The sequence below is a fragment of the Yoonia ponticola genome (assembly GCF_014199395.1).
In the GTDB taxonomy this organism is placed as follows: Bacteria; Pseudomonadota; Alphaproteobacteria; order Rhodobacterales; family Rhodobacteraceae; genus Yoonia; species Yoonia ponticola.
Genome location: NZ_JACIJM010000008.1, coordinates 90,502 through 104,459, shown reverse-complemented (window position 1 = coordinate 104,459; position 13,958 = coordinate 90,502). Strand labels below are relative to the sequence as shown.

At 53.9% G+C, this 13,958-nt stretch carries 13 protein-coding genes; 10 read left to right on the top strand and 3 right to left on the bottom strand.

Translation table 11 applies throughout. The features are described from left to right. The first annotated feature begins 51 nt into the window (after positions 1-51). Positions 52-1,554 carry a D-alanyl-D-alanine carboxypeptidase/D-alanyl-D-alanine endopeptidase gene (gene dacB, locus FHS72_RS13790; RefSeq protein WP_183530124.1) on the top strand — a complete coding sequence of 501 codons (1,503 nt, stop codon included), beginning with the start codon at positions 52-54 and terminating at the stop codon, positions 1,552-1,554. Here the strand turns inward: dacB and FHS72_RS13785 are convergent. Then, positions 1,551-1,970 carry a tellurite resistance TerB family protein gene (locus tag FHS72_RS13785; protein ID WP_183530122.1) on the bottom strand — a complete coding sequence of 140 codons (420 nt, stop codon included), beginning with the start codon at positions 1,968-1,970 and terminating at the stop codon, positions 1,551-1,553. The two genes, dacB and FHS72_RS13785, sit on opposite strands and share 4 nt — an antisense overlap. A gap of 113 nt (positions 1,971-2,083) precedes the next feature. Between FHS72_RS13785 and FHS72_RS13780 the strand changes: the two genes are divergently transcribed. The 4 genes from FHS72_RS13780 (at position 2,084) to FHS72_RS13765 (ending at position 7,013) form a co-directional block, all read left to right on the top strand. Beyond that, entirely contained in the window at positions 2,084-3,649 is a 1,566-nt protein-coding gene (locus FHS72_RS13780) for a lysine--tRNA ligase (protein WP_183530120.1), read from the top strand. Positions 3,650-3,782: 133 nt separating this feature from the next. Continuing rightward, positions 3,783-4,187 carry a DUF4864 domain-containing protein gene (locus FHS72_RS13775; RefSeq protein ID WP_246414699.1) on the top strand — a complete coding sequence of 135 codons (405 nt, stop codon included), beginning with the start codon at positions 3,783-3,785 and terminating at the stop codon, positions 4,185-4,187. Between the two features lie 197 nt (positions 4,188-4,384). After that, positions 4,385-6,673 (top strand): glycosyl hydrolase family 28-related protein, encoded by a 2,289-nt coding sequence (locus FHS72_RS13770; protein ID WP_183530118.1) that lies wholly within the window; start codon positions 4,385-4,387, stop codon positions 6,671-6,673. Positions 6,674-6,794: 121 nt separating this feature from the next. Beyond that, complete coding sequence (locus FHS72_RS13765) at positions 6,795-7,013, top strand: hypothetical protein (RefSeq protein WP_183530116.1); 219 nt, start codon at positions 6,795-6,797, stop codon at positions 7,011-7,013. A gap of 1 nt (position 7,014) precedes the next feature. On the opposite strand, the gene FHS72_RS13760 is transcribed toward FHS72_RS13765, so the two are convergent. Next, positions 7,015-7,509, bottom strand: coding sequence for an ElyC/SanA/YdcF family protein (locus FHS72_RS13760; RefSeq protein WP_183530114.1), 495 nt, complete (start codon positions 7,507-7,509; stop codon positions 7,015-7,017). Then, a complete protein-coding gene (locus FHS72_RS13755) occupies positions 7,506-8,081 on the bottom strand; it encodes a hemerythrin domain-containing protein (RefSeq protein ID WP_246414696.1) in 576 nt (191 codons plus the stop codon). The genes FHS72_RS13760 and FHS72_RS13755 overlap by 4 nt, the downstream gene beginning before the upstream one ends. Before the next feature lie 291 nt (positions 8,082-8,372). On the opposite strand from FHS72_RS13755, the gene FHS72_RS13750 reads away from it, so the two are divergent. The 5 genes from FHS72_RS13750 (at position 8,373) to FHS72_RS13730 (ending at position 13,929) form a co-directional block, all read left to right on the top strand. Further along, positions 8,373-10,007, top strand: coding sequence for a peptide ABC transporter substrate-binding protein (locus FHS72_RS13750; RefSeq protein WP_183530112.1), 1,635 nt, complete (start codon positions 8,373-8,375; stop codon positions 10,005-10,007). 84 nt (positions 10,008-10,091) lie between these two features. Beyond that, positions 10,092-11,015 (top strand): oligopeptide ABC transporter permease OppB, encoded by a 924-nt coding sequence (oppB, locus tag FHS72_RS13745; RefSeq protein WP_183530110.1) that lies wholly within the window; start codon positions 10,092-10,094, stop codon positions 11,013-11,015. Positions 11,016-11,027: 12 nt separating this feature from the next. Further along, positions 11,028-11,954, top strand: a complete 927-nt coding sequence (locus tag FHS72_RS13740; RefSeq protein WP_183530108.1) for an ABC transporter permease subunit — start codon at positions 11,028-11,030, stop codon at positions 11,952-11,954. A gap of 2 nt (positions 11,955-11,956) precedes the next feature. After that, a complete protein-coding gene (locus FHS72_RS13735) occupies positions 11,957-12,925 on the top strand; it encodes an oligopeptide/dipeptide ABC transporter ATP-binding protein (protein WP_183530105.1) in 969 nt (322 codons plus the stop codon). Then, complete coding sequence (locus tag FHS72_RS13730; RefSeq protein WP_183530103.1) at positions 12,922-13,929, top strand: oligopeptide/dipeptide ABC transporter ATP-binding protein; 1,008 nt, start codon at positions 12,922-12,924, stop codon at positions 13,927-13,929. Before FHS72_RS13735 ends, FHS72_RS13730 begins: the two co-directional genes overlap by 4 nt. Positions 13,930-13,958: the final 29 nt, after the last annotated feature.

Here is a 13,958-nt window from a genome sequence, read left to right as displayed (position 1 = left end):
GTTGTACTGTACGGGCTGGTGCGGTTCTGAGAATCTTCTTAAAGGTAGTGCATGACACATCATTTCACGCGCCGCGCGCTTCTAACGTCTGCTTTATCAAGCGTTGCAACTGTTGCTTTTGCCGAAGCACCTCTGACCTCGTTACGGCCAACCGCGCGGCCTGATCTTGATCCGAAAACGTCGCCGCTGGCGCAGGTTAGCACAGCTGACATTATCGCAGAGGCCAATTTAAACGGCGTTGTTGGGTTCGTGGTGGCAGATGCCAAAACGGGACAGATGTTGGAATCGACTGACGCTGATATCGCGTTGCCGCCTGCCAGTGTGACCAAGGCTGTGACCGCATTGTTTGCGCTGGATACGCTTGGCGGTGATTTCAAATTCCGCACGCGATTGCTGGCGACTGGTCCGGTTGTTGACGGGGTTCTGCAAGGTGATCTGATCCTTGCGGGCGGCGGCGATCCGAACCTTGTGACTGATGAATTAAGCTCGTTGGTTAAGAAGTTCGTCGATACGGGCGTGACGAAGATCACAGGATCATTCCAAGTCTGGGGCGAGGCGTTGCCATACCGCGAAGAAATTGATCCGCCGCAGATGGACCACCTTGGGTATAATCCATCGGTGAGCGGCCTGAACCTGAATTTTAACCGTGTTCATTTCGAATGGCGGCGGGCGAATGGGCGCTACACCGTTGCAATGGATGCGCGAAGTGCGACGCAGCGGCCGACCGTTTATACGTCGAAGATGCGGATCGTTGACCGGAACCTGCCGATCTTCACCTACGCCAAAGCGGGTGCAATCGACGAGTGGACTGTGGCACGTGGGGCGCTGGGCGAGGCGGGGTCTCGTTGGCTGCCCGTGCGCAACCCTGCGATGTATGCCGGCGATGTATTCCAGACGATGGCGCGGGCGCTGGGCGTGCCGCTGCCTAACCCTGAAAAGATCATGGATCTATCTGAGGGCGTAGAGATTGCCGTGCAGGAAAGCGATGATCTGACGCGGATGATGCGCAGTATGCTGCGGTATAGTACGAATTTGACCGCCGAAGGCGCTGGGCTGACTGCGACGAAAAAGATCGTCGGGCAGGCCTACGACATTCCTGAATCCGCGGCTTGTATGGCGCAATGGGTCGCACAACGTGCGGATGTGCGGGCCGAGATTGCGGATCATTCGGGGTTAAGCGACGAGACACGCATTTCTGCCCAAGATATGGTCGGACTTTTGCGCGATCCGAATGCAATCGCCACGTTGCGACCGATCTTGAAGAATATTCCGATCGTGGACGAGGATCGTGACGAAATCGCGGGATTTCCTGCGGCTGTTGTCGCCAAAACGGGTACGTTGAATTTCGTGTCATCCTTGGCTGGCTATGTGCGCACGCGGGATGGCAACGACCTTGTGTTTACCATCTTTGCCGCTGATTTAGAGGCGCGGGCGCGTGGTAAAGCCGCAGGTGACGAACAACCTGCTGGGTCGATTTCATGGAATTCGCGGGCGAAACGGTTGCAGCAACGGTTGCTGCAACGCTGGGCTTTGGTCTACGCAGAGAGCGCTTAAAGCGTCAGGTGACGGGCGCGGGCGCCGCGTTCGATTGCTGCGGCGTGCAATCTGTCGAGCTGCAACTCTTCGCGGACTTCTTCGAGCATACGCGCTTCTGGGCCGTCGATGCGTCCGTCGGCTGCGGCAACATCGCAGGACAACGCATAGGCGGTTTCATAGAGCCGTTCTGGAAGTGCGTCGCGGATCAGGCCGAAAAGCGCCTCGAGCCCGTCTTCTTGTTCTAACAGGTCGAACACCATTTTGGATGTGCGGGGTGTCCGTTCGGAATCGTAACCTGCGAAAACCGGTAAGTGATTGATTGATGTGGTCATTTTCACCAATTCTGACGTGCGAATATCTTCGTCCGACGCGGAAACCGCTATCATCAGGGCGACAAGCGCGTCTTGTGCGGTCAGTGGGGCGTCTTCGAACATGGTGTAATCCTTATCACTCTATCCATAGGATTTATTGACGACCCGCGCCCCGCGCAATAGGGAGTGCGCCATTGCCGTCAATTCTGGCGGGGATTCTGATATGAGAGATCGACATGACCAATTTGCGTGACGCTGCGATGACTTCCAAGGCTTGGCCCTTTGAAGAGGCCCGTAAGCTGGTCAAACGGTATGAAAAAAAGGACCCTGAGAAGGGGTACGTTTTGTTCGAAACAGGCTACGGCCCGTCCGGTCTGCCGCATATCGGGACCTTCGGCGAAGTGTCGCGCACGACGACAGTACGCCGCGCGTTCGAGATCATTTCAGATATCCCGACGAAATTGTTGTGTTTCTCGGATGATATGGACGGGATGCGCAAGGTTCCAGGCAATGTGCCGGACCCCGAAGCGTTGACGCCGTTCATGCAGATGCCGTTGACCAAAGTGCCTGATCCGTTTGGAACGCACCCGAGTTTTGGCGACCATATGAATGCGAAGTTGAATTCGTTTCTTGATACCTTTGGGTTTGAGTATGAGTTCGCGTCGTCGTCTGACTATTACAGCACGGGCAAAATGGATGATATTTTGCTGCGCTCTGCTGAACGTTACGACGACATTATGAAGATCATGTTAAAGTCGTTGCGCGAAGAACGCCGCGAGACTTATTCGATCTTCTTGCCGATTTCACCGACATCTGGTCGCGTTTTATATGTGCCGATGAAGGACGTGACCAAAGACGGCATGATCACGTTTGAAGACGAGGACGGCACGGACGTGACGATCCCTGTGACGGGCGGGAATTGCAAATTGCAGTGGAAGCCGGATTTTGGCGCGCGTTGGGCTGCATTGGACGTTGATTTCGAGATGTACGGCAAGGATCACGCGACGAATACGCCGATCTATGACGGCATCTGTCGGGTTCTTGGCGGCAAAGCACCGGAACATTTCACCTATGAATTATTCCTTGATGCTGACGGTCACAAGATTTCCAAGACGTCGGGCAACGGCCTGACGATTGACGAATGGCTGACCTATGCAGCGACGGAATCGCTGTCTTATTTTATGTATCAAAAGCCGAAAACCGCGAAACGGATGCATTTTGACGTGATCCCGAAGGCTGTGGACGAATACCACCAGCAGTTGCGTGCTTATCCAACTCAGGATGACGCAGGCAAAATGAACAACCCTGTGTTCCACATCCACGGCCACAACGTCCCATCGTCAGATATGGTTGTGCCCTTTGCGATGTTGTTGAACCTTGCGTCGGTTTCTGGTGCCGAGGACAAAGAAACACTGTGGGGCTTTATCCAGCGGTATGCGCCTGATGCGTCGCCCGAAAAGAACCCTCAATTGGATCAGGCTGCGGGCTTTGCGGTGCGGTATTACAACGACTTTGTGAAGCCGACAAAAGTGTACCGTGCGCCAACGGATCAGGAATGCGCTGCGATGACGGATATGGTTGCGCGGCTCAAGGTTTGGGACGGTGGATTGGACGCGGGAGAGCTGCAATCAATGGTCTTTGCTGTTGGGAAAGAGCATGCGTTTGATCCGCTGCGTGGCTGGTTTACGGCATTGTACGAGGTCTTGTTGGGTGCGTCCCAAGGGCCGCGTTTCGGTGGATTTATCGCGCTGTATGGTGTGAATGAGACGGTTGCGTTGATCGAAGAAGCGCTGGCGAAATAAACGCTTTATCAATTATTGATCTGTAAGAATGGGGCGTCACATTGCGGCGTCCCTTTTTGTTTTGGCAGAGGAAAATTGAAACCTATCCGTGTTTTGCTTCGTAACTACAGGGATAACTGTAGGGAGCGAGAATATGTTAAACAGAGTTTTAGTCGCCGGTTGTACGTTTGTGTTGCTGGCCGGAATGGCGATTGGTCAAGCGCGTGAAGCGATTGAGGATGTGATCAGCGGTCAGTTGCAAGCATTCAATGACCGCGATGTTGACGAAGCGTTTTCGTACGCGAGCCCGACGATTCAAGGCATATTCGGCGCGCCTGATAACTTTGGCCTCATGGTCGAACGTGGGTTTCCGATGGTTTGGGATAACGCGGATGTGCGGTTTCTGGCCGCACAAGAGTTAAACGGTGTGACGCTGCAACGGATTATGCTGCGTGACCCACAGGATGTGCTGCACACGCTGGAGTATGAGATGATCGAGACGGCTGATGGCTGGCTGATCAATGGCGTGCAGTTGGTTGCGCCTGACGTGGCTGCCTGACGCGCTGCGGTTGTTGTGACTGCGGGACGCTTGCCAGCGGGGCGAGTTGTTTCGGCGAAATGAAGTACGGCGTTGCGTGTCCCTGCGCAACGGTGCGGTCAGATGATATTTACGCGAGGAGATTAACCCTGATCCCGACTGAAATGGCGGCGAGATTGTCCTGACGGGGCGTCTGCTGCACTCATGAGGGATATACCATGAACAAGGCAATTACTGACGGTGTGGTGTTGATGCCGCTGCCCTTTGCGGCGGGCTTGGGCGTTTGGTCGACGGAGGACGGCACGCCGGGAACGGACACATATGCGACGGATGCATCTGGTGTTTTTGTGGCCGCCGATCAGGATTTTGGCGGTTGTTTGGAGATGGTGAAAAACGCTAGTACGCAGCGCCTGCGGTATATGGGCGAGACGCCGATTTTGCCGAGCTGTTATTTGCGGGTCACGGCAAGGATAAAGGCGGTTGCTGGTCCGTTTCCAACGGTGCGGATTGCCGCGTTTCCGGGGGCTGCGGGTGGCGGCAAGGTTTCTGGTTTACCGGAAACCGGACCGGCGATCACATTAACCACGATCGGCAAGATCGTAGAGGTGTCCGCGATCATCGGTGTCGGGGATCGCACGGGCGTTGATATGGTTTGGCCGAATGCCGCGTATGGGCATTTTGGGATCGATCTGACGGGCAGCAACGGTGGTCTTGTTCGGGTTGATGATCTGGTGATCGAAGACATCACGGGCGCGTTTCTACGTGATATTATGTCGGTTGTTGATGTCCGTGACTTTGGAGCGAAAGGGGACGGGTCAACGGATGACAGCGCTGCTTTTGAGGCAGCCGACGGTTTCGCGAATGGGCGAACCGTGTTGGTGTCTGCGGGGCAGTATTACCTTGGTGACAGTGTGACCATTCAAAGTAAGATCAAGTTTGAAGGCACGGTTCTGCAAGATCCGACAGAACGTTTTATCCTGCAGAATGGATTTTGCTATCAGACCTATGTTGATGCATTTGGTGACGAAGAAGTGGCGTTTAAAAAGGCGTATCAGGCGCTTTTGAATTTTTCGGATCATGAATCGCTTGACCTGAATGGTCGACGGATCAGTCTGACTGAACCCGTGGATATGCAGGCCGCTGACCCGTCTCGGTCCGTGTTCGCCACCCGTCGTGTTATCCGCAATGGTCAGTTCCAGCCCGTTGCTGGGCCGAATTGGGACACGACGACGACCACTTCGCAAGGTACCTATGCAACGAGCAATATCCGTCGGTTGTCCAACGTCACGAACATCGCGAATATTCCGGTCGGGTCGTTGGTCGAAGGGGCAGGCGTCGGGCGCGAAGTTTACGTTACCTCGGTCAATGTCGGTGCGAAAACTTTGACCCTCAGCCAGCCGCTGTATGACGCCGAAGGCACCCAGAACTTTACGTTTAAGCGGTTCAAATACATGCTCGATTTTTCGGGTTATGCTGACCTTGCGCAGTTCATTCTCGACGACATTGATTTTCAGTGCGACGGCGAAGCGAGCGGGATCATGTTGGCGCCACAGGGGCTGATTTTCCAGTTGCGCGATTCATTCATGACCAAGCCAAAGGATCGCGGGATCACCTCGATTGGCACGGGGTGTCAGGGGATGATGGTGGATCGGTGCAATTTCACGTCGAACGAGCAACCTCTGGATGTTTCATCGCGGACGACGATTGCATTTAATGCCAATGCCAACGACGTCAAAATCCGCGATAACCGCGTTGCTTTGTTCAAACATTTTTGTGTTTTGGCGGGGTCCGGTAACCTTGTGTCTGGCAACCACTGGTTTCATGGCGATCAGACGACCGATGGTGTGCGGTTGGGGGGCATGATCTTTACGCTGCCGAATAGCAAATCCATCATCACGGGCAATTATATCGATAACAACTTTATCGAGCTCACAAATGAACACGAATCCGAGCCTGAGTTCGGGTCGCAATATTCGTTTGGTGGACTGACGATTACAGGCAACATTTTCACGGCAAATGATGTGGCGCGGTGGTTCAATTTCATCGTAATCAAGCCTTACGGGCCTAATCATTACATCCACGGATTGTCTGTTGTGTCGAATGTGTTTCGGACATTGAACGGTGCGATTGATAGGATCGAAGCGGTGGATTCCTCGTTTGATGATCTGGATTTTAGCCGTGCGCGGGGCGTCACCTTTGCGGACAACACGTTCCACGGCATCAGTGAGCCTTGCTATAATCCGGCATCGATGACGGGGACACAGGCGACGCCTTCGACGACGTGGCAGTTTGATGCAGCACCTTTGTTACCGTTTGGCGGGCAGGCACGGTTCGTGGATTCGATTGTTGCGAGTGGTCCGTTACAAAATGCGAGCAACGCTGCCGTTTTCGAGACGCCCTATGTGACGGATAATCTGGGCACGCGCAAAAGCGAAAGTCGGTTCACATTTGGCACGCCTGTGAAAGGGGCGGTGCGGTATCAGGTGCGCATGGATAATCCACTTTGATGCGGTCATAAATTGCTGCGATGCAGAATGCGCATGGCGGCATTGCAGCATTGCCAGTTGTGGGTCCATGCAAATGGGCCCATTTTGGTATCAACAAGACCGAAATTGAAGGATGCTCGCCATGTCTACTTATAACATGAACACAATGATGACGAACCGCGAGATGGCACTGGCTTTTGTGCGTGTGCCGTTTCAAGCTGTAAAAGACGTCTTCGTTGCATTCGCTCACGCTGTTTCGCGCGCCGAGCAGTTGGAAACGTTGAACGAAATGTCTGACGAAGACCTTGCTGCACGTGGCATGACACGCGCTGAAGCGGCTCAGGCTATTCTGCGCAGCTAAGTTACAAATTCCGGTCCCGCCACCGCCACCAGATCAAACGCATTGCGTAGGCGGGCAGGGCCGGAATTTCACGCAAAACCATCCGGTAATGGGTCGGTTTATGCACATCGGACGCGTCGAGCGTCCCAAGCGTTGGACGCAATCCGACGGCCCTCGCTACCATCTTTGATCTCGGGCCATGATAGCCGTTTGTGACAATAGTGATGTCACGAATGCCATGTTCGCGCAGGATCAGAGCAGCATTTCGCAAATTTTCGTAGGTCGATTTCGACTGGTCCTCTGGGTGGATCATTTTGTGCGGTACGCCCGCATCAATCAAAATCCTTTGCATAACAGCGGCTTCGGTGGGTGGGTTTTGTCCCAGTCCACCACAGGGCACGACGATATGCGTCGGGTTTTGATGCCACAGCGACGCTGCATGAAGCGTCCGTCGTTCTAACGTCGGCGACGGGCCGTCGGGCCAAACAGACGCCCCCAAAATGACAATTGCTTTCACAACTCGGACACGCCGTATTTCAGCACGACTGGCACGACGAGTTCTTCTTCATCGATCAGGTGGCGGTTTAGCAGTGTTCCTAATGTGATCAGTTGCTTGCGTAAGGCCTCGGCCGCGGGGATCAGCTTGGACAGGGTATCGCGTTGATTTAACACATCATTCGCGACCTCGATAAAGTCGTTCAGGTGGCCATCAATCGCGTGATGATCTTTGTCGAGAATACCAAAACCAGCGCTGATCCGGTTGTCGAGGTCGATCAGTTTCGGGAAATAATGCGTGTCTTCAATCGTATGATGGGCGTGCAGTTGTTCGACGAACATGCCGCCATATCGCGCCAACTGGCTGGTAAAGGCGCGTTGGTCGATGGCGTTATCAAGCATCTGTTCTGTTTCATTGGTCATCTGGGCCAAGATTTTGCGAAACATCAGGTGCCGATCGAGCCAGAACCGCAACAACCCTTCAAACCCGGGATCGTGTTCCCAGCTGGCGCGGGGAAATTCATCGAGCAGCACCCGCAGGGCGTCGGGCAATTGGGTGCGCGTTGATAGCTGTAATGTGTCCATCGTTTCCATGTAAATCATTTCGCAATGCGGCGAAACGTAAACTGCAGGGCCTTTGGCTGCGATTCGCCTTTAGGGCGAGTTGTGCCGTGACATAAAATAACAAATTGCTGCGGAATTTCGAAATTTTCATGCATAATTTGGTGCCATCAAAGCCTTTACCCGACGTCGTGCCGATAACAGAAAATGTCTCTTGCGCTTTTAGGTGCTCTCACAAATGATAGCCTATCAATGCCGCATAAAAAATGAGCGGACTGCGAAACGAATGACTTGTAAAAATGGTCAACCAAGGGAGAATTTCAAATGACACTGACATCCATGCTTAAGGCGACGACGGCCGCGACGCTAGTTTTTGCAGCAAGCGCTGCGTTTGCAGACAGCCATGCATCGCATCCAGACACTGGCGAGGCGCTGGCGACGGAACAGACATTTACTTACCGCGTAGGCGACGAAAGCCCATCTTATGATCCCGGCGTCGCCGAAGACGTCGATGGCTCTGCGGTTGTGCGCGACCTGTTTGAAGGCCTGATGAACCAAGACGCCGAAGGCAATTTGGTGCCGGGCGTGGCGACAGGTTACGAAGTGTCTGAAGACGGCAAAACCTACACATTCACACTGCGCGACAACGCGAAATGGTCCAACGGCGACCCAGTCGTTGCAGGTGATTTCGTCTACGCATGGAAGCGGGCAGCGGCGCCAGAACTTGCCTCGCCATACGCGTGGTTTTTTGAATTGATGTCGATTGAAAATGCTGCTGCTGTTGTTGCTGGCGATATGGAGCCATCCGAGTTGGGCGTGTCAGCCCCAGACGACCTGACATTGGTCGTCAGCCTGTCACAGCCGTTGCCATATTTCCCGCAAATGGTGACACACGCGACGACATTCCCTGTGCATAAAGCGACGGTTGACGCATTTGGCACGGACTGGACAACGCCTGAAAACATGGTGTCCAACGGCGCTTATGTCATGTCCGAATTTGTCCCACAGGAAAAATTGGTGCGTACGCGCAACGAGATGTACTGGGACAACGAAAACACGATCATCGAAACGGTTACAAAGCTGGTCATCACAGATGAAAACATCGCGCTGACCCGCTATTTGGCTGGTGAATTGGACCAGACAGATGTGCCTGCAGGCCAGTTCCCGCGTTTGTCGGCTGAGCGCCCAGATGAAGCTATTTCTGTGCCAAGTGCCTGTTCTTATTACTATACGATCAACATGACAGATACGACGAACCCAGCTTTGCTGGACGTGAACGTGCGTCAGGCGTTGGCTATGGCGATTGATCGCGATGTGATCGTTGAAGCGGTTCTGGCTGGCGGTCAGAAACCTGCGTACACATTCACACACTGGGCGACGGCTGGTTTCGAGACACCAGACACGCCAATGGCGTCGATGACCCAAGACGAGCGCAACGCCAAAGCGGTTGAACTGATGACTGCTGCAGGCTTTGGCGCGGATAATCCGCTGGACGTGAGCCTGATCTTTAACACATCCGAAGCGCACCGATCTGTTGCGATTGCTGTTTCGCAAATGTGGAAGCAGACATTGGGTGTGGAAACCGAACTTGGTAACCAAGAGTGGCAAACATTCTTGGAAACACGCGGCAATCAGGACTATGAAATTGCACGTGGCGCATGGTGTGCGGATTACAACGAGGCGTCCACGTTCCTAGATTTGATGCAGTCAGATTCCGGTTACAACGATGCGAAATATTCCAGCCCGCGCGTTGACGAACTGATGGCTGAAGCGAAAACGTCTGAGAACCCACAGGCGGCTTACACCGAGGTCGAGCAGATCATCGCTGAAGATATGCCGATCATTCCTGTCTACCACTACGCCGAAGTGAACATGCAATCTGCGGACCTTGGCGGTTGGCCGTTCACCAACTTTGAGCAGAACTGGTACTCAAAAGACCTATACAAGATTGCTGAATAAGCCATCTTGTAACTTTCACGCCTTTGGTATTCCACCGGAGGCGTGATCTGTTTTACGCAACTTGCCAATGCGGACACCCATCATATGTTAAGCTTCATCGCCCGACGCCTTGCCGTCGCGATCCCGACGCTATTGATCCTTGTGGTCTTGTCGTTTGTCCTGATGTACGCGGCCCCCGGCGGCCCGTTCAATTCAGAACGTCCTTTGCCGCCAGCGGTTTTGGCGAATATCGAAGCCAAATACGGGTTGGACCAACCGTTCTGGAAACAGATCGCGAACTACGTTGTTGGCGTTGTGACCCAATTCGATTTTGGGCCGTCATTCCAGTATAAAGACCGAAGCGTGAATGACATTATCGCCCAAGGTTTCCCTGTCACGCTGACCTATGGCGCATGGTCGTTTGTCGTTGCGGCGGTCGTTGGCATTTCATTGGGTGCCGCGGCTGCAATCAAGCAGAATTCGTGGCTGGACTACATGGCCGTTGGTTTCACAATTGGCGCACAAGTGCTGCCGAACTTCGTGATGGCACCGATCCTTGTGCTGATCTTTACGTTATGGCTCGGTTGGTTGCCGGGCGGTGGCTGGAACGGCGGGCAATGGGAAAACCTGATCTTGCCAGTGATTGCCTTGTCCACATCCTACATGGCGTCGATTGCGCGGATCACGCGGTCGTCGATGTTAGAGGTCTTGAACACGAACTTCATCCGTACAGCGCAAGCCAAAGGACTATCACCAAGCCGCGTCATTTTCCGCCACGCGCTGAAACCTGCGATGTTGCCAGTTCTGTCCTACCTCGGGCCGACATTTGTGTTCATGATCACCGGTTCCGTCGTTATCGACATCTTCTTTTCAACGGGGGGTATTGGCCGTTTCTTTGTCGATTCCGCGTTTAACCGCGATTATTCCGTCATTATGGGGATCACCATTCTGGTCGGTTCGATGACGATCCTATTCAACCTTCTGGTCGACGTGCTTTACGCATGGATCGACCCGAAAATCAGATACTAAGGGGGCGGCGCTATGTTACCACACGCAAAAGACGTCGAATCCGTGGGCGAAGCCATGCAACTGGCCGAAGTCCAAGGTCGGTCGCTATGGGCTGATGCGCGGACCCGGTTTTTCCGTAATAAGGCTGCTGTTTTTGGTCTGATCCTTCTTGTCTGTGTCGCGATTTTCGCCATCTTCGGCGGGTTCTTCACCCAGTATGAGCGCGATGTCGTTGATTTTTCGTTAATGGGCGCAAATGCCTATAAAGGTGTGCCGTCGTTTGAGACTGGCCACTACTTTGGCACCGACGCCTCCGGTCGTGATCTTTATGCGCGGATCGTTCAGGGGACTGCGATTTCGATCATGGTTGGCGTCGTTGGCGCGACTGTCGCTGTGATCGTCGGCACGCTTTATGGGGCGACCGCTGGCTATTTTGGTGGCCGTGTCGATGGCATCATGATGCGGACCGTGGACGTGCTGATGTCGATCCCGTTCATGTTCGTTTTGATTCTGATGTTGGTGATTTTTGGTCGCTCGATGTTCATGCTGTTCCTCGGGATCGGGCTTATTTCATGGCTCGACATGGCACGGATTGCGCGGGGGCAGACGTTAACCATCAAGAACAAAGAATTCGTCGAAGTTGCCCACGCGATTGGTGTGCATCCGCTTAAGATTATTCTGCGCCATATCGTACCAAATCTGCTTGGTATTGTGGCGGTCTATGCGACATTGTTGGTGCCGCAATTAATCATCTTTGAAAGCTTCATCAGCTTCCTTGGCCTCGGTGTTCAAGAACCAAACACATCGCTGGGCGCACTGCTATCAGAGGGCGCATCGAACATGTTCAATGGCACGATCTGGCAACTGCAATTCCCGCTCATCGCCTTTGTTTTCACCATTTTTGCATTCTTCTTCGTAGGCGATGGCCTGCGCGATGCACTCGACCCAAAGGACCGTTAAATATGGCACTTCTGGAAATTGAAGACCTCAAAGTCACGTTCAAAACTGCGGACGGTGACGTGAATGCTGTTAACGGTGTTAGCTTTGGAATTGACGCGGGCGAGACGCTTGCGATTGTCGGTGAAAGTGGGTCCGGGAAGTCGCAGACGGCTTTTGCGACCATGGGTATTCTGGCCCAAAACGGGCGTGCGACTGGCAGCGCGATGTTTGATGGGCGCGATCTGTTAACCATGAAACAGCGCGATCTCAACAAAATCCGCAGCCGCGATATTGCGATGATTTTCCAAGATCCGATGACCTCGTTGAACCCGTATCTGCGCATTTCGGACCAGATGGCCGAAGTCCTGCAAATCCACAAAGGTATGTCGAAACGAAACGCGGTGCGCGAGGCTGCGATTATGTTGGATGCCGTTAAAATTCCCGACGCAAAAAACCGGATCACGATGTATCCGCACGAGTTTTCTGGCGGGATGCGCCAGCGGATCATGATCGCGATGTCGCTGCTGTGTCAGCCGAAATTACTGATCGCGGACGAACCTACGACTGCGCTTGATGTGACTGTGCAGGCCCAGATTATGGATGTTCTCAGCGACCTGCGACGCGATCTTGGGACCGCCGTCATCTTAATTACACATGACCTTGGGGTTGTAGCAGGGTTTTGTGATCGAACGCTCGTGATGTACGGCGGGCAGGTGATGGAAGAGGCCGAAACGGGTGCATTGTTCAAGACCCCGACGCATCCCTATACTAAGGGCCTGTTGCGGGCGGTGCCGCGTTTGGACCGTGATGATGCGGCGTTGCAAACCATCGCAGGAGAGCCGCCAGACATGTCACGCTTGCCCGTGGGGTGCCCGTTTTCGCCGCGTTGTGATGTGGTGATGGACCATTGTCCGACAGTGCGGCCGCCGCTTGAAACCGAAGGTAATCGCCGCCGCGCGTGCCATCTATCCGCTGATGAGGTGACGTCATGAGTAGCCCAATTCTATCCGTCAAAGACCTGTCCGTCACGTTTGACGTGCGTCGTCAGGGCGCGTGGCCGTGGACGCCACCGCGCAAATTACATGCTGTCTCCGAGATGTCGTTCGATCTGATGCCCGGCCAATGCCTTGGTGTTGTTGGGGAAAGTGGCTCTGGCAAGTCGACGCTTGCACGAGCCATCGTAGGAACCGTGCCGTCGTCGGGCGGCCAGATCAATTTCGAAGGCGCTGATCTTGCCAGTATGGATACGCGCCAACGGCGTGTGCATCGGCGTGATGTGCAGATGATTTTCCAAGACCCGTTGGCGGCGTTGAACCCGCGCATGACAGTCGGTGAAATCATCGCTGAACCACTGATCACCCATGAACCCACGACGCCGCGTGCAGAGGTCAAAGCCCGTGTGCGCGAGTTGATGGAACGGGTCGGGCTGCTGCCAAATCTGATCAACCGTTACCCGCATGAATTCTCTGGCGGGCAATGCCAGCGCATCGGGATCGCGCGCGCGTTGATCCTGAAACCCAAGCTGGTGATTTGCGACGAACCAGTGTCCGCACTGGACGTATCTGTGCAAGCACAGGTTGTGAACTTGCTGATGGAATTGCAAAAAGACTTTAACCTTTCGATGATTTTCATCGCGCATGATTTGTCTGTCGTCAAACACATCTCGGACGAGATCATCGTGATGTATCTGGGGCGGCAAATGGAAAAAGCCGATGCTAAAACGCTGACGACAGCGCCGGAACATCCCTACAGCCAAGCCTTGATTTCGTCGGTCCCGATCCCTGATCCGGTTCTTGAAAAAGCCCGCGTGCGCCCAATCTTGGATGGTGAATTACCATCGCCCTTGGCGCCGCCATCAGGCTGTGTTTTCCGTACGCGTTGCCCCAAAGCACAAGCTTCCTGCGCAGGTGATCGGCCTGTCATGCAAAACCTCGGAAATAACCACGAAGTCGCGTGCCCGTTCCACGAACCGCTACAAGTGTTATCGATAGCCTAACATTCGGCTTCTTTGACTTTCTTTAAATC

What these genes read in the sequence shown, in the direction of transcription:
- dacB (WP_183530124.1), top strand. Translation starts at nt 52, where the DNA reads ATGACACATCATTTCACGCGCCGCGCGCTTCTAACGTCTGCTTTATCA.
- FHS72_RS13785 (WP_183530122.1), bottom strand. Translation starts at nt 1,970, where the DNA reads ATGTTCGAAGACGCCCCACTGACCGCACAAGACGCGCTTGTCGCCCTG.
- FHS72_RS13780 (WP_183530120.1), top strand. Translation starts at nt 2,084, where the DNA reads ATGACCAATTTGCGTGACGCTGCGATGACTTCCAAGGCTTGGCCCTTT.
- FHS72_RS13775 (WP_246414699.1), top strand. Translation starts at nt 3,783, where the DNA reads ATGTTAAACAGAGTTTTAGTCGCCGGTTGTACGTTTGTGTTGCTGGCC.
- FHS72_RS13770 (WP_183530118.1), top strand. Translation starts at nt 4,385, where the DNA reads ATGAACAAGGCAATTACTGACGGTGTGGTGTTGATGCCGCTGCCCTTT.
- FHS72_RS13765 (WP_183530116.1), top strand. Translation starts at nt 6,795, where the DNA reads ATGTCTACTTATAACATGAACACAATGATGACGAACCGCGAGATGGCA.
- FHS72_RS13755 (WP_246414696.1), bottom strand. Translation starts at nt 8,081, where the DNA reads ATGGAAACGATGGACACATTACAGCTATCAACGCGCACCCAATTGCCC.
- FHS72_RS13750 (WP_183530112.1), top strand. Translation starts at nt 8,373, where the DNA reads ATGACACTGACATCCATGCTTAAGGCGACGACGGCCGCGACGCTAGTT.
- oppB (WP_183530110.1), top strand. Translation starts at nt 10,092, where the DNA reads ATGTTAAGCTTCATCGCCCGACGCCTTGCCGTCGCGATCCCGACGCTA.
- FHS72_RS13740 (WP_183530108.1), top strand. Translation starts at nt 11,028, where the DNA reads ATGTTACCACACGCAAAAGACGTCGAATCCGTGGGCGAAGCCATGCAA.
- FHS72_RS13735 (WP_183530105.1), top strand. Translation starts at nt 11,957, where the DNA reads ATGGCACTTCTGGAAATTGAAGACCTCAAAGTCACGTTCAAAACTGCG.
- FHS72_RS13730 (WP_183530103.1), top strand. Translation starts at nt 12,922, where the DNA reads ATGAGTAGCCCAATTCTATCCGTCAAAGACCTGTCCGTCACGTTTGAC.